At 58.7% G+C, this 14235-nt stretch carries 11 protein-coding genes and 1 tRNA gene; 8 read left to right on the top strand and 4 right to left on the bottom strand.

All coding sequences use genetic code 11. From position 1 onward, the window contains the following. Positions 1 to 2 precede the first annotated feature (2 nt). Positions 3 to 1082 (top strand): polysaccharide biosynthesis glycosyltransferase UppG, encoded by a 1080-nt coding sequence (uppG, locus tag EYD00_RS09860; protein ID WP_006699579.1) that lies wholly within the window; start codon positions 3 to 5, stop codon positions 1080 to 1082. Between the two features lie 36 nt (positions 1083 to 1118). Here the strand turns inward: uppG and EYD00_RS09855 are convergent, their stop codons facing one another. Continuing rightward, on the bottom strand, positions 1119 to 2189 hold the full coding sequence (locus tag EYD00_RS09855; RefSeq protein WP_006699580.1) for a hypothetical protein: 1071 nt from the start codon (positions 2187 to 2189) through the stop codon (positions 1119 to 1121). A 534-nt stretch (positions 2190 to 2723) separates the two neighbouring features. On the opposite strand from EYD00_RS09855, the gene uppW reads away from it, so the two are divergent. Next, entirely contained in the window at positions 2724 to 4100 is a 1377-nt protein-coding gene (uppW, locus tag EYD00_RS09850) for a Wzy-type polysaccharide biosynthesis protein UppW (RefSeq protein ID WP_034498725.1), read from the top strand. Between the two features lie 470 nt (positions 4101 to 4570). Further along, on the top strand, positions 4571 to 6520 hold the full coding sequence (locus EYD00_RS09845; protein ID WP_004443208.1) for a methyl-accepting chemotaxis protein: 1950 nt from the start codon (positions 4571 to 4573) through the stop codon (positions 6518 to 6520). 324 nt (positions 6521 to 6844) lie between these two features. Here EYD00_RS09845 and EYD00_RS09840 read toward each other — a convergent pair. Further along, positions 6845 to 6921 (bottom strand) — tRNA-Arg (locus tag EYD00_RS09840). 520 nt (positions 6922 to 7441) lie between these two features. Here EYD00_RS09840 and EYD00_RS09835 point away from each other — a divergent pair. Beyond that, positions 7442 to 7948, top strand: coding sequence for a MarR family winged helix-turn-helix transcriptional regulator (locus EYD00_RS09835; RefSeq protein WP_004443154.1), 507 nt, complete (start codon positions 7442 to 7444; stop codon positions 7946 to 7948). Positions 7949 to 8193: 245 nt separating this feature from the next. Then, on the top strand, positions 8194 to 8457 hold the full coding sequence (locus EYD00_RS09830; protein WP_004443153.1) for a hypothetical protein: 264 nt from the start codon (positions 8194 to 8196) through the stop codon (positions 8455 to 8457). Positions 8458 to 8503: 46 nt separating this feature from the next. Here the strand turns inward: EYD00_RS09830 and EYD00_RS09825 are convergent, their stop codons facing one another. Next, positions 8504 to 8986: a hypothetical protein gene (locus tag EYD00_RS09825; protein ID WP_004443152.1), complete on the bottom strand. Its 483-nt coding sequence runs from the start codon at positions 8984 to 8986 to the stop codon at positions 8504 to 8506. Between the two features lie 71 nt (positions 8987 to 9057). After that, a complete protein-coding gene (locus tag EYD00_RS09820) occupies positions 9058 to 10062 on the bottom strand; it encodes a LysR family transcriptional regulator (protein WP_004443150.1) in 1005 nt (334 codons plus the stop codon). Between the two features lie 254 nt (positions 10063 to 10316). Between EYD00_RS09820 and chvE the strand changes: the two genes are divergently transcribed. The 3 genes from chvE to gguB all read left to right on the top strand — a co-directional run bounded on the left by chvE (position 10317) and on the right by gguB (position 14203). Further along, positions 10317 to 11381, top strand: a complete 1065-nt coding sequence (gene chvE / locus EYD00_RS09810) for a sugar ABC transporter substrate-binding protein ChvE (protein WP_004443148.1) — start codon at positions 10317 to 10319, stop codon at positions 11379 to 11381. A gap of 90 nt (positions 11382 to 11471) precedes the next feature. Continuing rightward, positions 11472 to 13010: a sugar ABC transporter ATP-binding protein GguA gene (gguA, locus tag EYD00_RS09805; protein ID WP_004443147.1), complete on the top strand. Its 1539-nt coding sequence runs from the start codon at positions 11472 to 11474 to the stop codon at positions 13008 to 13010. Further along, the gene (gene gguB / locus EYD00_RS09800) at positions 13007 to 14203 is read left to right on the top strand and encodes a sugar ABC transporter permease GguB (protein WP_004443145.1); all 1197 of its coding nucleotides are present in this window, start codon (positions 13007 to 13009) and stop codon (positions 14201 to 14203) included. The genes gguA and gguB overlap by 4 nt, the downstream gene beginning before the upstream one ends. The last annotated feature ends 32 nt before the right edge of the window (positions 14204 to 14235 follow it).

Here is a 14235-nt window from a genome sequence, read left to right as displayed (position 1 = left end):
CTATGAATGCTGAAATGCCGCTTCCTCCCGTCCAGAAAGCGCTGCAGGTCAATCTGCATCCCTTCGACGCTCCGCATGCCGCATTGACGTTGCCGCATCAGCTACGGGTCTGGGGCGGACAGGTGGACCGCATTCTGCTGACTGTCGATACCGGCCAGGTGGGGGCGGGTCGCTACAAGGGCAAAGGCTTCGAAGCGTCGCGCAAACGACTTTTCGACATGCTGGAGGAAATGCAGATCAACTATCCGCATCTCGTCGTCGATATCGTCGATTACAGTGATGAGGCGCGCAAGGCGGTGTCCGAGACCTTCTTTTCCCGGTCGGCGGTTCCCTATCCCGCCAAGGCTTTCGACGGCGGTCCTTTCCACGTCTATTTCCACGGTCTTAAACGGGCCAACGCCCGTTACGTACTGCACATGGACAGCGACATGATGTTTGGCGGCGGCAGCCAGAGCTGGTTTTCCGAGGCGATCGCGCTGCAGAAAGCCAATCCGGATGCGCTGTGCATCACGCCGTTTTCCGGGCCGCCGACAGTGCGGGGCGATCTCGATATTTCCCGCCATGTCGGCATGCCCGGCGTGAAGAACATTCCTGAGCCGCGCAAGTTGCCGTCGCGTATTCCCACCTGGCGCTTCGCCACCGTTTCCACACGTCTTTTCATGATCGACATGGAACGCTTCGCCAAGCGGATCGGTTCGCTGGAACTGCTCAGGCCCGATGTCAAACGGCGCATCCGCTCCTATGCCTATAATCAGCAGCCCGTCTCGATGCCCGCTGAGGAGGTGTTGAGCACCAACATGATGCGCCGCGGCGTCTACAGGCTGGATTTTCTCGGTACGGGTAAAGGCATGTATTCACTGCACCCGCCTTATCGCTCGCCGGAATTCTATTCGGCGCTCGCTTCCATCGTCGAGCGGATCGAAAAGGGCGATATACCCGAAGGTCAGCTCGGCGATTTCGATATCAACGGATCGATGGTGGACTGGACCAGCGCGCTGGCGGCCAAGACACGCTCCAAACGTTACGCGAAGGCCCTGCGCCATCTGATATCGGCCAATGTGGGTCGTTTTACCAAGGCTTGAGGCGGCGGCCCGGCTCGTGTCGGTCTGCGCGGGGCCTCAATAATCGGTGATGAGTTTGCTCCAGCTCTCCGAGCATAGTCCGCCTATATAGATATCCCCGGCCAGCGCCCTTTCCCTCAGCAGATCGTCCCGGGTGGCCATGCAGAAATATCCGTCATGGCGGAAGCTCATGTGGTTCTGGCGGTAAAGCGCGTTGATCAGAAAGGGCTGCGCCATGCCAGTGACATGGGCGTAATTCTCATTGTCAAAATGGTGGAACAGTGTGTTGAGGACATCGTTTTCGCGGCCGGCATCACAGACGAGATTGAGCACATAGGCGGTTCGCGCCGGCTGGCCGAAAAACAGGGCGGCTCCCATGACATGACCTTCGGCCGTCTCGATCGCCAGGCTTTTCAGTTCGCCCAGGCTCTCATTCGTCCTGCTCATGCCGATCAGCCAGTGAAATTCGTCATGGGACCATTCCGGGCGGACGGAAAAACGCTCGATCATCGGCAGCGCTGCGCGGCGGAAGGTTTCGAAATCCACTTCTTTTACCCTGGCGCCCGGAGCCTGCTGCGGCCTTAGGCCTTTTTTCCATTTGCGCAGGACGCCGTCCACGAAGCCGAGCGCCGCCAGGGCAAGCGTTGTCTTGGCCAGTTTCGAACGGCGCGGCATGCGCAGTGCGATGGTTGAGAAGGGCTTCAGCGCCTTATGCCATTGCAGGCTTTCGATGGGCAGCATGTTGCCGCCGGTCGCAACCCAATGGTCGGCGCTGACAGGCGAGGCTGTATCCGAAAACAGCATGTCGTGTTTCGATGCCCGCATGCCGCGGGACAGGCGCGCGGCCCCGAGTGCGCCAAGTTTTCCATCCGACGCGAAAGCACAGAGCAGGCGCGCCGTAACGGTTCTTCCATTGGCGACAAACCGCATGGGCACGGCCAGAATGACGCTTGTCACGCCATTCTCTCCCGCATCGTAAACCACGCTGCCGTAATCCGGATCAAAAACGGGGCTGCTGAAGAACAACGTCTCTACATAGGAGCGGAAATCGAAGCTCGTCGTGGGCCCTGTCTTCCTGAATGCGCTGTTCAGCACCCGCTCGACAGCCGGCACGTCGTCCCTGCGCATGGGGCGGACGCCGGTTGAGCTTTGCGGCGCCGGGCATCGCGTCAACTGACCGTTATCGCTATCGTCCGTCCTGGTGTGCCTCGGAACGTCCACCCTGGGTCTCCAGCCTATGCGCATTTACGAAATCAACCCAAAGATATATCTTGAGTTGTTAATATACGCTAAATAGAGTATCTGCTGGCTGCGTAAGTATACCTCCGGCATGCGAAGACGGTTCTCTTGTCGTGCAAGTAGAGGCGGGCTTTCCGGCCAGGAATTTCGTGGTAAATATTAAGGAAATCAGCGCATTAAATTTTCGATGCGAAGTTAACGCCTGAGAGCCGTTCTTCAGGGCGCAGCTTCTTTCCCGGCAGTCCTTCTCCGTTTCTAACCCTTTGACCTCGTTCCGGAAGCGCGGTCGGAAATGACGGAATTACTATTCTTCCGTGCATTATATATAACTAAAAAATAGGATTTTGGGAGGATATTCGGGTAACCGGATGAAGCATCGGACGGGATGCCGAGGCGGTGGAAAGAGGAAGAGAAAAACCCCTTATGGATGCACCGCATGACGGACAGGGGCGTGGCTACTGGCGGGACGCATTGTTTTATGTGACGTTCCTGTACTTCACAGTCGGTTTTTCGCCCTATATCTCGCTCTCCTCCACCTATCTGGGGTCCGCCATGGCGGCCGGGTCCAACCTGCTCAACCAGCTCACCGCAGTCATCCTGCTCTGCAGTTTTGTGGCATTCATGGCCAGGGAGCGCTCGTTCTCCATCATCCTTGCGCCGCGCCTGCTGACAGCGGCAATTTTCGGCTGGTTTGCCTTGACCTCGCTTCTCGGTGAAGCACCATCGTTTTCTCTACGTCGGCTTGTCATGTGCGCCATCATCTGCGTGCTCGCCGGCGGGTTCCTGCAGCTGCCGCGCACCGAGCGGCATTTCACCACGCTGCTCGCCACCTGCGTCCTCGTCATATTGTTCCTGTGTTATTTCGGCGTCGTCGCCCTGCCTTCGCGGTCCATTCACCTGGCAAGCGATGCGCTGGAGCCGCTGCTGGCCGGCAACTGGCGCGGGGTCTTCCAGCACAAGAACGAGGCCGCATCGGTCATGGCGGTGCTGATCATCGTGTCGATTTATCTTTGCAGGCGCTGGTCCTTCATCGGCGGCCTCTCGGTGCTGCTGCTGTCGGTTTTCTTCCTGGTCAAGACAGGTGGCAAGACGGTGCTTGGCCTGATGCCGATCATCGTGGCAACCGGCTGGTTCATCGTTCGCTGGCCCCGGTGGCGTTATATGGTCGTGACCCTGCTTCTTTTGTTCTGCGCGGCCGTGACCGTGGGCACCACGGTAGACCCGGTGTTTTCACAGATGCTGACGAAAATGGGCATCGACGCCAGCTTTACGGGCCGAACCGATATCTGGGCTGTCGCCATCGATTACATCCGCAAAAGCCCAATCCTCGGATATGGCTACCAGGCCTTCTGGCGCAGCGATACGCTGATGTCGAGCTTCACCGAAGACAATAGCTGGGCGACCACCGCGCCGGCTTCCCATAGCGGCTATTTCGACCTGCTGCTGGAAGGTGGCGTGCCGGGGCTGGTTCTGGTGCTGATATGGATTTATCTGCTGCCGCTCCATAATCTCGGCAAAATGGACAGCGCCACGCGCAACAGTCCGTTGACGCGGCTTTATGTCGGCGTCTGGCTTTACGTCCTGCTATACGGCTTTCTGGAAACCCTGTTTCTTCTGAGCGCGGGTTTCGTCTGGTTTTTCCTGCTCGTCGCGATGATGGGCCTGCATCTGCAGGCCCATGCCAGCCTCGTCGAGGAAGAGGCGGAGCGGGAACCCGGCCAGTCCGGCGGCCCCGTGCGCAGTGTAGCGAAGCCGGGCGGGCCGCCTGCCGCACAACCGCAGGTCCTGCATTCCCGTTGACGGTTCGAGATGCGCCGCCACCGCCGGCCGCGCTGCGTCGGGTAATGATGCAAGATCACTGCTCCATACTGGTTCCATCATTTGATGTCGCGGGCAGCAGCTGCACCGCGAATCCCTGTCGGCACCTGCAATTTTTCGGCGTGAAGAAATTATAAAGTTTTTGATCATAATTATTTTGCGATAAAAGGAATCACGAGCAGCCCATCGATCGGCTCTGCTCAGCTTTTCCTCAAGATGCGGCCTGGCGCCTGGCCTTTCAGGGGCGCCATGCCACGGGGGGAGACGACCTGTGCGTATTGCAGGGACAGGCCCGGACTTTCTTCGGCGTATGCATGATGCAGAGGCAATCCCAGCCGATGATGCGGCTATCGAAGCCCTGATGACCGGGGTCCTCGACGTGCCATGCCAGCCTTGCCGAACACCTCCTGTGGCACGGGGAAGGAGCGGTTTTTTCATGACGTGAGGTTTCCGTGTCCTTTCTCCAGAACGCCAGCATCCGCACAAAAATTCTTTCCCTCATTCTGCCGATCTGCATCGTCGGTCTTGGCGCCACCGGCTTCATGTCCGACCGCTACAAGCACGCGGACACGGCCTATTCCGATTTTATCGCCAAAGACAACGCCGCCCTGGTGGAGCTTGCCCGGGCAAACCGAAACCTGCAGTCCATGGCCTATGGTGCGTATCAGATCATGGTTTATGACGCCAATAGCCCCGACTTTAAAATCGTGAAGCAGGAATATGCGGTGGACAGGGCAGAGGTGGTAACGCGGCTGGACGATGTCAAAGCCATTTTTCCGGAAGAGACAGCAGCACTCGACAGGCTGTTGCGAGACGTCAAGGGCATTATCGCCATCACGGACAAGGCCGTGGAATTCGGTTCGGCCAACCGCAACCAGGAATCCGCTGCGGAGCTTCTGAAGGCTGACGTTGCCATGCGCGCTACGGGCGCCGACATCGCCAATCTTCTTGACAAGCTTGCCAAGGGTGTCGTCAAGGGAAGCGACGACCTGACCGATCAGACCAATTCGACCATCCTCACCTCGCTGATGGCTGTCGGCGTTGCTTTCGCGACCGGCATTATTCTGGCGCTTTTCGTGGCTTCGCGCGGCATCACCACGCCGATTGCCCGGCTGCGCGAGCGCATGGTCTCGCTGGCCGCCGGTGAAACGACGGCGGAAATTGACGGAATGGCACGCAAAGACGAAGTCGGCCAGATGGCGCAGGCGGTTCAGGTTTTCCGTGAAAATGCCATCGAGCGCATTCGTCTCGAGCAGGAAACCGAAGCGAACCGCAGCCTGTCGGAACAGGACCGGATCGACCGTGAGCAGCAGAAGGCGAAGGAAGCGGCCGACGTCAAATTCGCCGTCGACAACCTCGCTGCCGGTCTCTCGAAACTCTCCGACGGCGATGTCTCCTACCGCATCCGCGAGCCGTTCACGACAACGCTCGATACCGTGCGCAACGATTTCAACACATCGGCGGAAAAGCTGCAGGCAGCCCTGACCCGTGTTGCGCAGAACGCCAACGGCATTGGCGCGGGGGCAAACGAAATCAAATCGGCCGCTGACGATCTGGCGAGACGTACCGAACAGCAAGCGGCGGCCGTGGAGGAAACCGCCGCGGCCCTGGAGGAGATAACCACGACCGTGCAGGATTCCACCAAACGCGCGCAGGAGGCGGGCCTGATCGTCAGTCGCGCCAAGGCGGGCGCGGAACAATCTGGCGAAGTGGTGCGCCGCGCCGTGGTCGCCATGGAGCAGATCGCGAATTCTGCCAATGAAATCAGCAATATCATCGGGGTGATCGATGAGATCGCCTTCCAGACAAACCTGCTTGCCCTGAATGCCGGCGTGGAGGCCGCCCGCGCCGGTGAGGCCGGCAAGGGCTTCGCCGTCGTGGCCCAGGAGGTGCGCGAGCTTGCGCAACGCTCCGCCCATGCTGCCAAGGAGATCAAGGCGCTGATCACCACCTCGAACGATCAGGTGCAGCAGGGCGTGCAGCTGGTGGGTGACACCGGCAAGGCGCTGGTGACGATCGTATCCGAAGTGCAGGAAATCAACCGGCACGTGGTTTCCATCGTGGAGGCTGCGCAGGAGCAGTCCTCGGGCCTGCAGCAGATCAACACCGCGGTCAACCAGATGGATCAGGACACCCAGAAAAACGCGGCGATGGTCGAAGAAACCAATGCCGCAAGCCACAGCCTGGCCAAGGAGGTGGCCTCTCTCAACCAGTTGCTGTCGCAATTCCGCCTCGGCGACAGCGCCTATCAGCCGCAGAGCCAGCCCGCGCCGGTGCGCACCGCCGCCGGCGGCGAAAGACCGGTAGCATCACCCGTGCGTGCGCTCGGCCACAAGCTCGCTGCCGCCTTCGCGGGCAATGCCGCCCTCGACAGATCGAGAGACGAATGGCGTGAGTTTTGATCCTGCGACTTCATTCGCCTGAAACCAGCGCCCGGTGCTTCGACCACCGGGCGGCTTTTTGCCTCTGGGTTGTCGAAGACCGGATAGCTTATCTCAGGCCACCACTGATCCGCCGCCGCCAGCCTCGCCCATCGCCTTCAATGCTTCAGTAATATCGATCGGGACGGAGTCTAACGGCGTTTTCGGGGAATCCGTCTCAGACTGCCGCGACGCGCACTTGTCAAAGCATGCCTCCTCCCGGATGCGGCAACGCCATACATGCTTTCCATAGGCTCCCGTCAAAAACGAAGCGTGGCAATCCGGGGTGATACGTTCTGCGTAAAATGGCGCACCCGACAGGATTCGAACCTGTGACCTTTGGAATCGGAATCCAACACTCTATCCAGCTGAGCTACGGGTGCAGCGGCCACGCTTGAATCGCGTGCAGCGGTTGGTTCATACCCTAGCTTTCTTTCCGCATCAATGACTAAAAATCCAAGATTTGCGAAACCTTGCCAGTTTTCGAGACCGCAGGGTGAAGAGGGCCGGAAGTGGGGGCGTGCGGGTTTTTGGCGACTTTGCGCGCGGGGCTGCGTCGTTTGGCGTGCCAGGTCTCGCGGAAATCGATTTCACTTATAAGTAGTAGCTTGTCACGGGTCCCGCATGCAGTTTCAGCATGTTCATCCGTCGTGGACCGGAGTGCCCGTATGCCTGCCAGACAAGGGTTGCCACGCGGTTCCGGCCCCTCAAAATTGGCGGGTAAATAGTCATGCTTTCGGCGCAGATTTTGTCGCCAGATGGCGGGCAGCATTGGGTTTCCGCCCATTAACTGTCAAATTCTTATACAATATTAGTATCATCTACATTTATTTAGGATACAGTTTCGTGACATTGTCAGTTATGATTTTGGCAGGGTAAAGGACGAATCAGGCGGGGGATCGGATGGCTTTGCGATTGGCACATAGCAACGGGCCGCGGACGGAAAAGGTCGAAAGCGGCAGCGCGCAAACGACGCATCTCACCGCGATCGATTACGGTTTGCTGACGACTGCGATCAGCTACCATTTGCGGCACTCGCAACTTGCCGTGGCAAACGGTTTTTCCGATGTGCTGGCGGAGCAGGGATTGCGGCCGGCCGATTTTTCCGTTCTCGTCATCGTCGGCGGAAATCCGGGTCTTAAACAAAGCGATGTGGCCGAGGCGCTCGGCATCCAGCGGGCTAATTTCGTTGCCATCGTCGACAGCATGGAAGAGAAAGGTCTGCTCGTCCGCCGCAGGTCGGAAGAGGACAGGCGCGTTCATTTCCTCGACATGACGGCCGAGGGTAGCCGTCTTCTCGAGCGCCTTTCCGATGTCTGGCGCGACCGCGAGGAAAAGCTGATCGACCGTATCGGCGGCAAGAAGGCCCGCGACCAATTGCTGGCGCTGCTCGGCCGCCTGCGCGACTGACGTCCGGCGCCGGTGTTCCCCATGCTCAGATCGGCAATGCTGGGCGGAAGGGGCGGCGGATTTCATCCGTGGTCGCACGTTACCCCCGGTTATCAGGTAATCTCCATCACGGCAGCCTGATATCCCTCGGTCCGATTTGCGTTGCAATTTGTCTGCGAAACGGTCAAGACGCATGGAATTCCCGTGCCATGCGTTGCCCGCGCGGCAGCGAGCGACTGACCGGAAAAGCCAGAGACGGAAACACCATGCTGAATATCGATACGAGTCATCCGCTTTATCGTCCCCTGTGGGTGCGGTTGCTTATCGTCGGTTTCTGTGTGGCATGGGCTGTCATCGAATTCGTCAATCGCGAGTTTTTCTGGGGAACCGTCGTGGGCGGCATAGGCGTCTATGCGGCCTATGAACTGTTGGTAAAATTCAAACCCGCAAGCGACGGCGACAAGGGTGGGGACGGGGCGGTTGCGCGCGCCGCCGAAAATCCACCCACCGATAAGGACGATGCCGGCTGACGCGTCGCGATTTTCCGTTCATCGCCTGTCTTGAGCTGCCCGCCTCTTACCGGAAATGCTCTCGCATCCGAAGCATGCGGAGCGCCTGGTCGATCAGGAGATTGGCTGCCGTCATGCGCAGTGTCGCATTGTGCCGGAACTGCGGTTTCACCCGGTCGGGATGATTGAGGCGGGCGAAGGCGCGGCGCTTTTCCGCGAGCGTTGCCGCAGTGTCGGTCTCCTGGATCGCCAGTTCCGCCGAAACATCGGCAAGTGAGGTCTTTTCGAGGTGGGCCGGCATCGGTTCCGGTTCGCTCTCCGGTTCCGGCTGGGGTTCCGCCGGTGGCGCGGGGTCTTCCAGGAAGGCGAGATAAGCGTCGAGATTGCCGTTCGCAGCCGCCGGCGCTTCGATATGCGTATCGACAACGAAGCCTGAGCTGAAGCCGGCAATGCGGTTGTCCGCGGGCGGGGGCGGCTCTGCGCCTTCGTCTTCTTTCTCCTGCTTCAGTCTTTCGACGACAGACTGGAAAACGGATTGTCCGAAGAGCATACGGCTGTTCCTTCGCCGGTCACGATTTCCGGCCCTTGTAGTGGATGAAGGTGGCGTCTGGCTTGCCGCCGTCACTGGGCAGTCAGCTTGCGGCTTTCATCCAGCACCAGATCGTAAAGCAGGCGGGCGCTGGGCGGCAGGACGCGCCCCTTGGTGGTGATGATGCTGTAGGGCTTGACGACCAGTTCGAAATCCGTCGGCAATATGCGGGTCCGGCCGATATCGGCCCGCTGGCCGGCCACGAATTCGGCCATGTCCTGCGCAATCGGCGCAATGGCATCGGTGTTGCAGACAAGCGCAAGCGTGAGAACCACGGATGGCGTGTTGATGACGTTGCGCGGCATGGCGACGCCGTGGGTAAGGAAGACATCCTCCATGGTGCGCCGCAAAAGCGCGCCAGGGGGCTGGAACACCCAGTCGTAACCGGAGAGATCCTGCAGGGTGACGGGATCGCCGCCCAGAAGCGGGTGGCCTTCGCGCACCACCAGACAGGCGCGCTCAATGCCGATTTCGTGGATGGAGAACAGGCCGGGATCAAAGTCATCCGGTATGCGGCCGATGATGAAATCGTGGCGCGCAGCCAGCAATTCCCGCGCCAGCACGTTGCTGCTCTCCACCTGAACATTGATTTCAATGCCGGGATAGGTGTCCATGGCCCGTCTTATGGCGGGAACCACGAGGCTGATGGCGGGCGCGGTCACCGCGCCGATGAAAACGGATCCGCCGCTGCCGGACTTCATCTGATTGAGTTCGCGACTCGCCTCACGCAGCTCCAGCAATATGGTGCGCGCCCGTCGCGCCAGCGCCTCGCCGAACTTCGTCAGAACCACACCGCGCGATGCTCTCTGACAGAGCGGCGATTTGACGATCGCTTCCATTTCCGAGAGCATGCGCGAGGCCGCCGGCTGCGTCATGTTCATGGCGGCGGCAGCCGCGCTGACCTGCCCGTGCTCCTCGATCATGACCAGCATGCGCAGGTGGCTCATCTTCAATCCGGCCCGCAGCAACGGGTTGTCTTCAAAGACAAAAAGGGCATCCGTTGTTTGCGCCTGCTCATACACTTTCTGGTTGCTCATTCGCGATTTTATACCCCTCATCGGTTTTTGTATCGATTTAATATATCATAATTGATATATGGAAACTGATTTATTCTATTTGACAGTTATATGGATTCAGAACAATTTGCGGAATGCCGGGGAGGAGCGGCAGCTGTTCCATTTCGCAATTGCGAAAAGGGAGCGAGCAGGGCGCGGCTTCTTCCTCTGACGGCATGAATTTCCTGGTGCACCGCAACATGCGGGTCCAGAGAAGGGCTCAAGGGAGAGAGTTAATGAAGTCCATTATTTCGCTGATGGCAGCTTGTGCCATCGGTGCTGCGTCTTTCGCAGTGCCGGCTTTCGCACAGGACAAGGGCGCTGTTGGCATCGCCATGCCGACCAAGTCTTCCGCGCGCTGGATCGATGACGGCAACAACATCGTCAAGCAGCTTCAGGAAGCTGGTTACACGACCGACCTGCAGTATGCCGACGACGATATTCCGAACCAGCTTTCCCAGATCGAAAACATGGTCACCAAGGGCGTCAAGGTCCTCGTGATCGCCTCGATCGACGGCACCACGCTGTCGGACGTGCTGAAGCAGGCCGGCGAGCAGGGCATCAAGGTCATCGCTTATGACCGCCTGATCCGCAACAGCGGCGACGTCAGCTACTACGCCACCTTCGACAACTTCCAGGTTGGCGTTCTGCAGGCGACTTCGATCGTCGACAAGCTCGGTCTGAAGGATGGCAAGGGTCCGTTCAACATCGAACTCTTCGGCGGCTCCCCTGATGATAACAACGCCTTCTTCTTCTACGACGGCGCTATGTCTGTTCTCCAGCCTTACATCGACAGCGGCAAGCTCGTCGTGAAGTCCGGCCAGACCGGCATGGACAAGGTCGGCACGCTGCGCTGGGATCCGGCAACGGCCCAGGCCCGCATGGACAACCTTCTCTCGGCCTACTACACCGACGCCAAGGTTGACGCCGTTCTGTCGCCTTATGACGGTCTTTCCATCGGCATCATCTCCTCGCTGAAGGGCGTTGGTTATGGCACGAAGGATCAGCCGCTGCCGGTCGTTTCCGGTCAGGACGCTGAAATCCCGTCCGTGAAGTCGATCATTGCCGGCGAACAGTATTCCACCATCTTCAAGGACACCCGCGAACTCGCGAAGGTTACCGTGAACATGGTGAATGCCGTTATGCAGGGCAAGGAGCCTGAAGTGAACGACACCAAGACCTATGAAAATGGCGTCAAGGTTGTTCCGTCCTACCTGCTGAAGCCGGTTGCAGTAACCAAGGAGAACTACAAGCAGGTTCTCGTCGATGGCGGTTACTACAAGGAAGACCAGCTGAAATAAGCCTGATACACATGCGGGGATGGCTTGGCGTCATCCCCGTTTTTCCATAAAAATAAAAACGCCGGAATTAATCGGGCGCTGGATTGCGATATGGCCAATACCATTCTCGAAATGCGGAACATCACCAAGACGTTTCCGGGCGTGAAAGCGCTTGAGAACGTCAACCTCAAGGTTAAGGAAGGTGAGATCCACGCACTCGTCGGTGAGAACGGCGCGGGAAAGTCGACCTTGATGAAGGTCCTTTCCGGTGTTTACCCCGCCGGCACCTATGAGGGCGAAATCCACTATGAAGGCGCCGTGCGAAACTTTCGCGCCATCAACGACAGTGAAGATATTGGTATCATCATCATTCACCAGGAACTGGCGCTCGTGCCGCTCCTGTCGATTGCGGAAAACATCTTCCTTGGCAACGAGGTCGCCTCGAACGGCGTGATCAGCTGGCAGGAGACCTTCAACCGTACCCGCGAACTTCTGAAGAAAGTGGGCCTGAAGGAATCACCGGAGACGCTGATCACCGATATTGGCGTCGGCAAGCAGCAGCTGGTCGAAATCGCCAAGGCGCTGTCGAAAAGCGTGAAGCTGCTTATCCTTGATGAGCCGACCGCTTCGCTGAACGAAAGCGATTCCGAGGCGCTGTTGAACCTGCTGATGGAATTCCGCAAGCAGGGCATGACCTCGATCATCATCACCCACAAGCTGAATGAAGTGCGCAAGGTGGCCGACCAGATCACCGTGCTGCGCGACGGCATGACGGTGAAGACGCTCGACTGTCACAAGGAAGAAATCAGCGAGGACGTCATCATCCGCAACATGGTGGGCCGCGATCTCGAAGATCGTTATCCGCCGCGCGACGTGCCGATCGGCGAAACCATTCTCGAAGTGAAGAACTGGAACGCCTATCACCAGCAGCACCGCGACCGCCAGGTTTTGCATGATATCAACGTCACCGTGCGCAAGGGCGAAGTCGTCGGTATTGCCGGCCTGATGGGGGCAGGGCGCACCGAATTTGCGATGAGCGTGTTCGGCAAGTCCTATGGCCACAGGATCACCGGTGAAGTGCTGATCAACGGCAAGCCAGTTGACGTCAGCACCGTGCGCAAGGCAATCGATGCCGGTCTTGCCTATGTCACGGAAGACCGCAAACATCTCGGTCTCGTGCTCAACGACAACATCCTGCACAATACCACGCTCGCCAATCTTGCCGGCGTCTCGAATGCCAGCATCATCGACGACATCAAGGAAATGAAGGTGGCGAGCGATTTCCGCACGCGCCTGCGCATCCGCTCGTCGGGCATCTTTCAGGAAACGGTCAACCTTTCGGGCGGCAACCAGCAGAAGGTTGTGCTCTCCAAGTGGTTGTTCTCCAATCCCGACGTGCTGATCCTCGATGAACCGACCCGCGGTATCGATGTCGGCGCGAAATATGAAATCTACACCATCATCAACCAGCTCGCTGCCGATGGTAAAGGCGTTCTGATGATCTCATCGGAAATGCCCGAACTGCTCGGCAATTGCGACCGCATCTACGTCATGAACGAAGGCCGCATCGTCGCTGAATTGCCGAAGGGAGAGGCGAGCCAGGAAAGCATCATGCGCGCTATCATGCGCTCAGGGGAGAAGAACTCATGAGTTCGGCAAACACAACAAACGAAGAAAGTAACGTCGTCTCGGTCACATCCTATATTCGCTCCAATATCCGCGAATATGGCATGCTGATCGCGCTCGTCGCCATCATGGTTTTCTTCCAGTTCTATACCGGCGGCATCCTGTTCCGCCCCGTGAACCTGACCAACCTCATCCTGCAGAACTCGTTCATCGTCATCATGGCGCTGGGCATGCTGCTTGTCATCGTGGCCGGGCATATCGACCTTTCGGTCGGTTCCATCGTCGCCTTCGTCGGCGCGATCGCGGCCATATTGACCGTGCAATGGGGCATGAACCCCTTTCTGGCGGCGCTGATTTGTCTCGTCATCGGCGGCATCATCGGTGCGGCCCAGGGTTACTGGATCGCCTATCACCGCATTCCGTCCTTTATCGTGACGCTGGCGGGCATGCTGGTGTTCCGCGGCCTGACGCTCTTCGTGCTCGGCGGCAAGAACATCGGTCCGTTCCCGACCGATTTCCAGATCATCAGCACCGGCTTCCTGCCCGATATCGGCGGCATTGAAGGTCTCAACACCACCTCGATGATCCTGACGGTGCTGATTACCGTCGTGCTGTTCTACCTCGCATGGCGTCGTCGTGTCGTGAATGTGAAGCATGGCATCGATGTCGAGCCTTTCGGCTTCTTCATCGCCCAGAACCTGCTGATTTCGGCCGCGATCCTGTTTCTTGGCTACCAGCTTTCCACCTATCGCGGCCTGCCGAACGTGCTGATCGTGATGCTTGCTCTCGTTGCGCTCTACAGCTTCGTGACGCGTCGCACGACGATCGGCCGTCGCATTTACGCCATGGGCGGCAATGAAAAGGCGACCAAGCTTTCGGGTATCAACACCGAACGCCTGAGCTTCCTGACCTTCGTCAACATGGGCGTTCTGGCTGGTCTCGCCGGCATGATCATCGCGACCCGCCTCAACTCGGCAACGCCGAAGGCCGGCGTGGGCTTCGAGCTTGACGTGATCGCGGCCTGCTTCATCGGCGGTGCTTCGGCATCCGGCGGCGTTGGCAAGATCACCGGTGCGGTCATTGGCGCCTTCATCATGGGTGTCATGAACAACGGCATGTCGATCGTCGGTCTCGGCATCGACTTCCAGCAGATGGTCAAGGGCCTCGTGCTGCTCGCCGCCGTGTTCTTCGACGTCTACAACAAGAACAAGGGCTGATCGGCTCACACTTATCGCAGTCCAAAAAGTGG

The sequence above is a fragment of the Agrobacterium sp. 33MFTa1.1 genome (assembly GCF_004328495.1).
In the GTDB taxonomy this organism is placed as follows: Bacteria; Pseudomonadota; Alphaproteobacteria; order Rhizobiales; family Rhizobiaceae; genus Agrobacterium; species Agrobacterium pusense.
Note: the sequence above shows the minus strand (reverse complement) of the source record. Positions and strands in the feature narration are given on the sequence as shown.

Coding starts and splice junctions, on each gene's coding strand:
- gguA (WP_004443147.1), top strand. CDS start 11,472: ATGGCCAATACCATTCTCGAAATGCGGAACATCACCAAGACGTTTCCG.
- EYD00_RS09825 (WP_004443152.1), bottom strand. CDS start 8,986: ATGCTCTTCGGACAATCCGTTTTCCAGTCTGTCGTCGAAAGACTGAAG.
- uppG (WP_006699579.1), top strand. CDS start 3: ATGAATGCTGAAATGCCGCTTCCTCCCGTCCAGAAAGCGCTGCAGGTC.
- EYD00_RS09855 (WP_006699580.1), bottom strand. CDS start 2,189: ATGCGCAGGGACGACGTGCCGGCTGTCGAGCGGGTGCTGAACAGCGCA.
- uppW (WP_034498725.1), top strand. CDS start 2,724: ATGGATGCACCGCATGACGGACAGGGGCGTGGCTACTGGCGGGACGCA.
- EYD00_RS09830 (WP_004443153.1), top strand. CDS start 8,194: ATGCTGAATATCGATACGAGTCATCCGCTTTATCGTCCCCTGTGGGTG.
- gguB (WP_004443145.1), top strand. CDS start 13,007: ATGAGTTCGGCAAACACAACAAACGAAGAAAGTAACGTCGTCTCGGTC.
- EYD00_RS09820 (WP_004443150.1), bottom strand. CDS start 10,062: ATGAGCAACCAGAAAGTGTATGAGCAGGCGCAAACAACGGATGCCCTT.
- EYD00_RS09835 (WP_004443154.1), top strand. CDS start 7,442: ATGGCTTTGCGATTGGCACATAGCAACGGGCCGCGGACGGAAAAGGTC.
- chvE (WP_004443148.1), top strand. CDS start 10,317: ATGAAGTCCATTATTTCGCTGATGGCAGCTTGTGCCATCGGTGCTGCG.